The organism is Microcystis sp. T1-4 (assembly GCF_000297435.1).
Taxonomy (GTDB): Bacteria; Cyanobacteriota; Cyanobacteriia; order Cyanobacteriales; family Microcystaceae; genus Microcystis.
Window position 1 is genome coordinate 1 of the sequence record NZ_CAIP01000027.1, and the last position, 8157, is coordinate 8157.

An 8157-nucleotide genomic window follows, 5' to 3' on the forward strand; every position below is an offset into this window, starting at 1 on the left:
GGAACGAAACCCAACTCAATTATTAAAAAATGTTGGGTTTCACTATTGTTCAACCCAACCTACGATGGGACTGAACAGCACAAATACTCGGAGATTTTTTGATGTCTTTAACTTATCGCTGTCAACTACAGAATCGCTGGATTACACTGACGCAAGAACTGGCGAACAGTGGCGAAGCGAAAGTATGGCACACTAACTTTAATGGGTACTTAGCGAAAATCTACCACAATCCCCATAATGAAAGGGTTGATAAATTACAGTTAATGGTGAGAAATCGTCCCAGTGATCCTAATGCTCATCTTAACCATATTTCCTTCGCTTGGCCCTATTCTATCTTGGAAGATAACCAGGGAAAAGTCGTTGGTTTTTTAATGCCAGAAGTGGTGGGTTCAGAAACATTATTAAAGCTTTGTACGCCCATAATGAGAAGAAAATACAAGTTAGAAACTAATTGGTATTTTCTTCATGTAGTAGCGCGGAATATAGCCGCTATTATCCAAGCAATTCACCTTAAAGGTTATGTTTTGGGAGACATCAAGCTAGAAAATATCTTAGTGAATAATCGGGCGTTGCCTACAATTATTGATACAGATTCATTTCAAGTATCAGATCCCTATAGCGGTAAAATATATCGGTGTTTAGTTGGCTCAGAAGGATTTACACCGGCGGAATTAATCGGAGTGAATATAGCAGATGTAGATCAAACAGAAGTGCATGATCGCTTTCGATTAGGAGTTGTTATTTATTATCTATTATTTAGCGGGCCGCCGTTTCGGGGATTGTGGCAAGGAGCAGGAGATTCCCTGGAACAGTCGGAACTAATTCGACGGGGACTCTGGCCTTTTTCTGGTGATAAATTGGTTGTACCTAGTAATACGACAATCCCATTAAATATTTTACATCGCGACTTACACGCCTTATTTTTGCGCTGTTTCAATGAGGGACATAAATTCCCCGACAGACGACCGACGGCTGAGGAATGGCGCGGTACTTTGGAAGCTGCACTAAAAGAGGTTATACGCTGTGGCAAAGTTGATAATCATTACTACAACCGCAGTTACGGAAAGTGTTATTGGTGTGAGCGATCTAGTGATTTAAATTTTGATATTTTTCCAGGGAAAAGTATCGCTAATGTGACATCTACACCGTCACCTAAAGTAGCGCCAACTCCACTGACAAACTTCACCGAAAACCTACCCAATGGAATAACACTGGAAATGGTAGGCTTACCAGCAGGTCAATTTCTCATGGGCTCTCCTGACAGTGATCCCGATGCTAAAAGTTATGAAAAGCCTCAACACCCAGTTAAAGTAAACAGTTTTGCTATTGGCAAATATCCAGTCACTCAGGCACAATATCAAGCGGTAATGGGAACAAATCCCTCTTATTTTAAAAACAATCTGCAAAATCCGGTAGAACAGGTTAGTTGGAATGATGCTCAAGCCTTTTGTGAGAAATTGAGTCAAATAACTGGGACAACCTATCGCCTACCGACGGAAGCGGAATGGGAATATGCCTGTCGTGCGGGGACAACCACTCGCTTTTATTTCGGTGATGATGCTAATCAGTTAGGAGATTACGCTTGGTATAGAGGAAATTCTCAGAATACAACTCATCCTGTGGGCCAGAAAAAGCCCAATGCTTGGGGACTCTATGACATGAGTGGCAATGTTTGGGAGTGGTGCGAGGACAATTGGCACAACACCTATGAGAATGCGCCAAGGGACGGCAGTGCCTGGCTGATAAAGGATAATTACTCTCAAATACTGCGGGGCGTTTCTTGGCACCACGATCCAGATTGCTGCCGTTCCGCTTACCGCGGCTACGACGTCAGCCGCTACCACCACCACGGTTTTCGGGTGGTGTGCGGTGCTGGGAGGACTCTGTAACCCTTATTTTCTTTTTACCCTTTTTTACCCTTTTTTACTTTTTTCAATTTTTCTCTTTTTCCCGCCTAAGGGCGGGTCGATTTTTTTGAAAAAATTGAGGTAGTGTTAAATTTTGTTAAGGACAATAAAAAATGAAACAGTTATCGGTTGTTAAAAAGCCGTTGGTTGGGTTGAGGAACGAAACCCAACCCAATGATTTAAAAATGTTGGGTTTCACTATCGTTTGGCCTAACCTACGATCAGACTACGGACGAAAAAGTGAGCGCCGATCTCCTAGGGTGTGTTAATGTTGGTGTAGCCTACCAGCCGACTTTACATGGCGGGTTACTGTAACCTTAACGATCTCAAGTGTTTTGTCAAGGATAATTTGGGGGATTTTGCTCACCAATGAAACAAGCTATTACAGCGAAGGTTGTTAAAATAACCACCAACAAGGCCGAAAAAATCTTGTTAAATTCTGGTTTTAACAAAAAACAAGCTCAAGTTATCTTAAGCAAAATTACTAATTTTTGTCAACATTGGAAAATTCTTGAAATGTCTTTATTTGGTTCAGTATTAAGGGAAGACTTTCGAGTTGATAGTGATATTGATGTTCTTTATAAGTTTGCTCCCAATCATGGCTGGGATTTGTTTGATATTGTTCAGATGAAAGAAGAATTAGAGGAGATATTCGGACGCAAAGTTGACTTGGTTAATCAAGAGGGACTGAAAAACCCCTATCGTCGTTACGAAATTTTAAAAACTCATCAGCTAATTTATCGTCATGAACAGTCGTGAGGCTGGATATCTTTGGGATATGGTCGAAGCTATTACTAATATCCAAGAATTTATTCAAGATGTTTCTTTGGAAGAATATTCCAAGAGTCTTTTGTTACAAAGTGCTGTGGAAAGACAATTAGAAATTTTAGGAGAAGCAGCCCGTAGAATTCCTGAGACTTTTCAACAAAAACACACCAAAATTGATTGGAGGGGAATTATTGGACTCAGAAATATTATTAGCCATCAGTACGATCAGGTTCAACCAGAAATTGTCTGGAATATTATTACAGTAAGACTTTCTCCTTTGCTAGAACAATTGCAGTCTCTATTGCCACCATTGCCCCAATGATAATAATTTTAAAAATTAAGTTAATGGCAGATTATGACTGCTATCCTCTCTGGGGAATCGATCAAATAGGTGAGATAGATTTCTCGGAATTACCCTTTAGCAGTGAACAGTAAACAATTATCACTTAGAATGAATTGTAAAGGTTACGAAGCAGTAGTTTTTTTTGATGACGAGGCGGGTATCTTTTACGGTGAGGTGGCCAACGTCCGAGATGTTATCACTTTTCAGGGAGAGAGTGTAGCGGAATTGCAGCAGGCTTTTGCTGATTCAGTGGAAGATTACTTAGCTTTTTGTGCCGAGCGTGGGGAAAAGCCAGAAAAACCTTTTTCTGATAGTTTTCTGTCACAGCCACACCCGAAATTACACCAACAAATTTAGCAATAAGTAGGCTGGTTTGAGGAACGAAACCCAACCCAATTATTTAAAAATGTTGGGTTTCTCTATCGTTCAACCCCACCCACGATCAGACTACGGACTTAAAACAATAGACTTGTTGCGTAATAGTGGGATAATAGGGAAGAAACAATGATTGGATATCCCTATTCTAAGCGCAGGATTTCTCCACCTCTGGCTAGAGATAATTCTGCTGCCTGGAGAATTTTGACTAATTCCGTCCCTACCGATCCCGAAGATACAGGAGAATCGACACCCGTAGCCACTGACTCTAAAAAATGTTCGCATAATGCTTTTAGGGGTTCACCATCGGCAATAGGGATAGATTCCGTCTCCTGTCCCCGGGGAATAAAATAGGCTTCCTGACGCTCAAAATGGCCTTTTTGTCGGGTTAAAGGCGATCGAGAGTCTAATTCATTAAAAATTAAAGTCCCTTCGCTGCCAACTATTCCTAAGCGTCGCTGTTTATCGGGATTCAACCAACAAAGGTGAATAGTCGCTTGAAAACCATCGCCATAGATCAGGGTTAACCAGACCAAATCAGCTAGATTAGGTTGTAGCCAAACCGTTCCTCGCGCCTGCACAAATACTGGTGTACTATTTAACCAATGATTAAAAATCGAGATATCGTGAATAGCTAAATCCCACAAAGCGGACACATCCTGACGGACCGGCCCCAGGTGGGTACGAGTGGCATAACCATAAAGAGGTTTACCGATACCCCCGGATTGCAGGACTTTTTGTCCAGTGATAACGGCGGGATGAAAAAGATAGGTATGATCAACTAATAAAATACGCTGTTTTTTAGCCGCTAATGCTGTTAATTCGGCACATTCTTGGGGATTGAGGGTTAAGGGTTTTTCGGCGAGGACGTGATAACCTAAATTAAGAGCATCTTTAATCAGGGGATAATGGCTGATGGCGGGAGTAACGACGACTACAGCCGAGATTTCGGGGTGATTGCGAATAGATTCCCAGTCATTGGCTAAAATAACTTTATTAGTATCGAGATTAAATTGATCGCGACAGAGACGGAGTTTTTCAGGGGAGGGATCAACGATCGCCACTACTTGTGCTGAGGGATGTTGAGAAAAATGACGGACGAAATGGACTCCCCAACGTCCTACCCCTAAGATAGCGATTCCTGTGGACATTTTGCTTACTCAGATAAATCAATCTAGTTTATCTTAAAAGAATTAGGCGCAATTGTTCATTGATTCTGAGAACTGGAAGGGATTATGTTAAAATTTTTTATCGATCGAGGGGGAACTTTTACCGATATCGTGGCGATAATCGATCGACCAGAAATTATGGAAAGACTAGCTAGAGATGCCGCTAGATTTCTGATTGTTCCCATTGCCGATCAACAGTGGATTGTTCTCTATAAACTGCTCTCGGAAAATCCCGAAAAATACCCAGATGCAGTCATTCAAGGGATCAAAGATATTAGCGGTTCCCTAGATAACATCGAAGTGATCAAAATGGGAACAACGGTAGCCACCAATGCGCTGTTAGAAAGAAAAGGAGAGCGCACGGTTTTGTTAATCACCAAAGGTTTTAAAGATGCCTTGAGAATTGGCTATCAAAATCGCCCCGATATTTTTGCCCGTCAAATTATTCTTCCTTCTTTATTATACGAACAAGTTATCGAAGTGGCCGAACGCTACGATAGTCAAGGACAAGAATTAATCGCCGTTAATCCCGCCCAAGTTAAAGCCGATTTAATACCAGTTTATCAAGCGGGTATCCGCAGTTGTGCGATTGTTTTTATGCACAGCTATCGTTATCCCAACCACGAAAAACAAGTGGCAGCTATTGCCGAAGAAATCGGCTTTACTCATCTAGCCATTTCCCATCAAGTCAGTCCTTTAATGAAACTGGTATCCCGGGGAGATACCACAGTAGTTTCTGCCTATCTATCACCAATTTTACGCCGCTATGTTGATAGTATTAGCCAGCAATTACCGAAAACTAGCTTGTTATTTATGAAATCCGATGGCGGTTTAGTCACTGCCGATAAATTTCAGGGTAAAGATAGCATTTTATCCGGTCCTGCGGGGGGAATAGTTGGGGCAGTACAAACCAGTTTAAGGGCAGGATTTAGCAAAATTATCAGTTTTGATATGGGAGGAACTAGCACCGATGTTTCTCATTTTCAAGGGGAATACGAGCGCCAAACAGATAACGAAATTGCTGGCGTAAGAATGCGAGCGCCGATGTTAAGTATTCACACCGTGGCCGCTGGTGGGGGTTCGATTTTAGTCTATGATGGTTATCGTTTTCGGGTTGGGCCAGAAAGTGCCGGAGCTAATCCGGGACCTGCCTGTTATCGACGGGGTGGATCCTTAACAATTACCGATGCTAATGTTTTGTTAGGAAAAATTCAAGCCGCCTATTTTCCCGCTATTTTTGGACAGGAGGAAAATTTAACCCTAGATAGAGAGATTGTGCTGACCAAGTTTCAAGAATTGGCGGCAACAATGGGGGGTAATAATAGTCCTGAAATGTTGGCTGCAGGGTTTATTCAAATTGCCGTGGAAAATATGGCTAATGCGATTAAAAAAATCTCTCTACAAAAGGGTTATGATCTCAGTGATTATACTCTTTGTACCTTTGGCGGTGCCGGGGGTCAAGTGGCCTGTTTAATTGCCGATACTCTGGGAATGAAAAGTATTTTTCTTCATCCCTACGCTGGGGTTTTAAGCGCCTACGGCATGGGTTTGGCTGATTTGAGGGTAATTAAAGAAAAAGCGATCGAACAGCCGTTAAATGCCGATTTAATCGGGCAGTTACTCACGGAAATGAAGGAATTAGAAGTTTTAGCGGGTCGGGAATTAGAGGTTTATAATCAGGTGCGGCAGCAAGTCAGTTTAAAATATCAAGGCAGTGATGCTACTTTAGCGGTTAATTTTAGCGATCAAATGCGTCAGGATTTTGAACGGGAACATCAAAGACGTTATGGGTTTAAACAAGAACAAAAAGCTTTAATTGTTGAGTCGATTGCCGTGGAATTGATCCAGACTATGGACAGTCCCCAAGAAGCAATTTTAACTCGCACCCGTCCGATGGGAGAATTACCTACTATGCTCGATCGAGTAGCAGTTTTTATGGCTAATCAATGGCGGGAAACGCCAATTTATCAGCGTTCAGATCTGCAACCTTTTGATTGTCTAGCAGGACCGGCAATTATTATCGAAAAAATTAGCACGATTGTGATTGAACCGGGTTGGATGGCCAAATTAACGGAGAAAAATCATTTAATTCTCTGCAAAGATTAATCCTAAATCCTGGTTTTTTAAACGTTGGTGTCATTAATTTTGTCAAGACTTAATCAGTCTTAACTAAAAAGATTGACCATTTTGATATTAACGATAGAAAGGTATCAATATCTGGAGAAGTTTTTGCAATCTTCTCAGAGCAATTAATTGTCGAATTTTGGGATTAATTTGGGGGGGATAAATGCTGGTGGCTAATTGTTCTTCTAGTAAAGCGTATTCGGCCGCAGTTAGGGGTTGATTATCAAGGGGCGAGCGAGCCGAAGTGATAATTTCTGCTCGTAAAACTTCTTCGGGAATATCTTCAGGAGCGGGCAAAGCGAGGGCTTTTAGGGGTGATAATAAACCCATCAAGATGAGGATGATAATTTTTGTCGTTCGCTGCATTTAATTTAAACCGGGGGGCAATTTTTCTCGACACTGTTGATGAATTTCCCCGATTCTAACAAACAACCAGGGATATTTTTGACGATAACTGGGAATTAGCGCCAGAGGACTGAATAGGGCAGTGGCGGCAATATCGGCTACACTTAATTTATCTGCCACTAAATAGGGCTGATTTTGCCAGTATTCTAGAATCTTGAGGGCATTTTCTAGTCGTTCCTCCGCTAATTTTACCCTGGCTGGGGTGATTTTATATTGTTGTCGCACGATATTAATAATTATTTGACTACTCAGGGAAGGATCGATCGCTTTTCCCTCTCCAGCGCGATAATCATAATAGACAAATCTAGTGGCTACTCCAATACTTTCATCTAACCAATCCTCTAGTAACCAAGCTTGATTTTGCTCCTTTTCTCCAGCGGGAATAAAAGAGGGGAAAGGAACTACTTTTTCTAAATATCTGAAAATGGCAGTAGAATCGGCAATAATCTCATCCGCTGCCATTAAAACCGGGACAGTGGTTAACCCTTTGGTTAGGGGACTGAGTTTGAGAATATGTAGTCCGGGGGTGAGATTTTCTACTTGGTAATCAATCCCCTTATAACCTAGGGCTAAACGAGCTTTGCGACAGTAATGAGAGGTGCTAAATTGAAGTAAAAGCATTAAGTTTTGTTGGTTGCTATAGTAATTAGCAGTCATCAGTTATCAGGTGTGAGTTTTCAGTTAACTGTTTACTGCTCACTGATTACTGTTTACTGTTCACAGTTAACTGTTTTTAGTTAACTGTTTGCTGTTTACTGTTTACTGAGCACTGTTTACTGAATTGGCAATAGGTCTATACTATGGGCAAACTCTCCCTTTTTTCGGTTGTTTCTCGTCCTTGTGCGACTAATTCCCCGGCAAAAGATGCCTGGTTGGCTGTCAATCTCTCGATGTTCTTCCCCGGTTTGGGACAATGGTATGCCAACAAAAACCAAAAAGCAACCATTTGGGCGATCGCTCAAGTAATATTAATAATTGTGACAATTTGGGCAATTTTTAGCCCCAATGGCCCTGTAAGCTGGGGATTAGGGGGAATAGTTGCGCTGGTTATCGTTTACATCAGGGA

General features: G+C 41.6%; 8 protein-coding genes and 1 pseudogene. 6 read left to right on the top strand and 3 right to left on the bottom strand.

Annotation, left to right across the window (positions count from 1 at the left end; all coding sequences use genetic code 11):
• Window positions 1-101 precede the first annotated feature (101 nt).
• From MICAI_RS01475 to MICAI_RS01490, 4 genes are all read left to right on the top strand, one after another.
• Window positions 102-1889: an SUMF1/EgtB/PvdO family nonheme iron enzyme gene (locus tag MICAI_RS01475; RefSeq protein ID WP_008196796.1), complete on the top strand. Its 1788-nt coding sequence runs from the start codon at window positions 102-104 to the stop codon at window positions 1887-1889.
• A gap of 387 nt (window positions 1890-2276) precedes the next feature.
• A complete protein-coding gene (locus tag MICAI_RS01480) occupies window positions 2277-2666 on the top strand; it encodes a nucleotidyltransferase family protein (protein WP_002736777.1) in 390 nt (129 codons plus the stop codon).
• Window positions 2653-2997, top strand: a complete 345-nt coding sequence (locus tag MICAI_RS01485) for a HepT-like ribonuclease domain-containing protein (RefSeq protein WP_002774226.1) — start codon at window positions 2653-2655, stop codon at window positions 2995-2997. The genes MICAI_RS01480 and MICAI_RS01485 overlap by 14 nt, the downstream gene beginning before the upstream one ends.
• 129 nt (window positions 2998-3126) lie before the next feature.
• The gene (locus MICAI_RS01490) at window positions 3127-3375 is read left to right on the top strand and encodes a type II toxin-antitoxin system HicB family antitoxin (protein ID WP_008196811.1); all 249 of its coding nucleotides are present in this window, start codon (window positions 3127-3129) and stop codon (window positions 3373-3375) included.
• Between the two features lie 161 nt (window positions 3376-3536).
• Here the strand turns inward: MICAI_RS01490 and MICAI_RS01495 are convergent, their stop codons facing one another.
• Complete coding sequence (locus MICAI_RS01495) at window positions 3537-4544, bottom strand: Gfo/Idh/MocA family protein (protein WP_008196813.1); 1008 nt, start codon at window positions 4542-4544, stop codon at window positions 3537-3539.
• A gap of 84 nt (window positions 4545-4628) precedes the next feature.
• On the opposite strand from MICAI_RS01495, the gene MICAI_RS01500 reads away from it, so the two are divergent.
• Window positions 4629-6668 (top strand): hydantoinase/oxoprolinase family protein, encoded by a 2040-nt coding sequence (locus MICAI_RS01500; RefSeq protein WP_008196814.1) that lies wholly within the window; start codon window positions 4629-4631, stop codon window positions 6666-6668.
• A gap of 87 nt (window positions 6669-6755) precedes the next feature.
• Here the strand turns inward: MICAI_RS01500 and MICAI_RS01505 are convergent, their stop codons facing one another.
• Both MICAI_RS01505 and MICAI_RS01510 read right to left on the bottom strand, forming a co-directional pair.
• Complete coding sequence (locus tag MICAI_RS01505; protein ID WP_008196816.1) at window positions 6756-7052, bottom strand: hypothetical protein; 297 nt, start codon at window positions 7050-7052, stop codon at window positions 6756-6758.
• Entirely contained in the window at window positions 7053-7712 is a 660-nt protein-coding gene (locus MICAI_RS01510; protein WP_039899397.1) for a glutathione S-transferase family protein, read from the bottom strand.
• Window positions 7713-7891: 179 nt separating this feature from the next.
• On the opposite strand from MICAI_RS01510, the pseudogene MICAI_RS01515 reads away from it, so the two are divergent.
• Window positions 7892-8157, top strand: a pseudogene (locus tag MICAI_RS01515) (signal peptidase I); the annotation flags it as partial.

Coding starts and splice junctions, on each gene's coding strand:
- MICAI_RS01475 (WP_008196796.1), top strand. CDS start 102: ATGTCTTTAACTTATCGCTGTCAACTACAGAATCGCTGGATTACACTG.
- MICAI_RS01480 (WP_002736777.1), top strand. CDS start 2,277: ATGAAACAAGCTATTACAGCGAAGGTTGTTAAAATAACCACCAACAAG.
- MICAI_RS01485 (WP_002774226.1), top strand. CDS start 2,653: ATGAACAGTCGTGAGGCTGGATATCTTTGGGATATGGTCGAAGCTATT.
- MICAI_RS01490 (WP_008196811.1), top strand. CDS start 3,127: ATGAATTGTAAAGGTTACGAAGCAGTAGTTTTTTTTGATGACGAGGCG.
- MICAI_RS01495 (WP_008196813.1), bottom strand. CDS start 4,544: ATGTCCACAGGAATCGCTATCTTAGGGGTAGGACGTTGGGGAGTCCAT.
- MICAI_RS01500 (WP_008196814.1), top strand. CDS start 4,629: ATGTTAAAATTTTTTATCGATCGAGGGGGAACTTTTACCGATATCGTG.
- MICAI_RS01505 (WP_008196816.1), bottom strand. CDS start 7,052: ATGCAGCGAACGACAAAAATTATCATCCTCATCTTGATGGGTTTATTA.
- MICAI_RS01510 (WP_039899397.1), bottom strand. CDS start 7,712: ATGCTTTTACTTCAATTTAGCACCTCTCATTACTGTCGCAAAGCTCGT.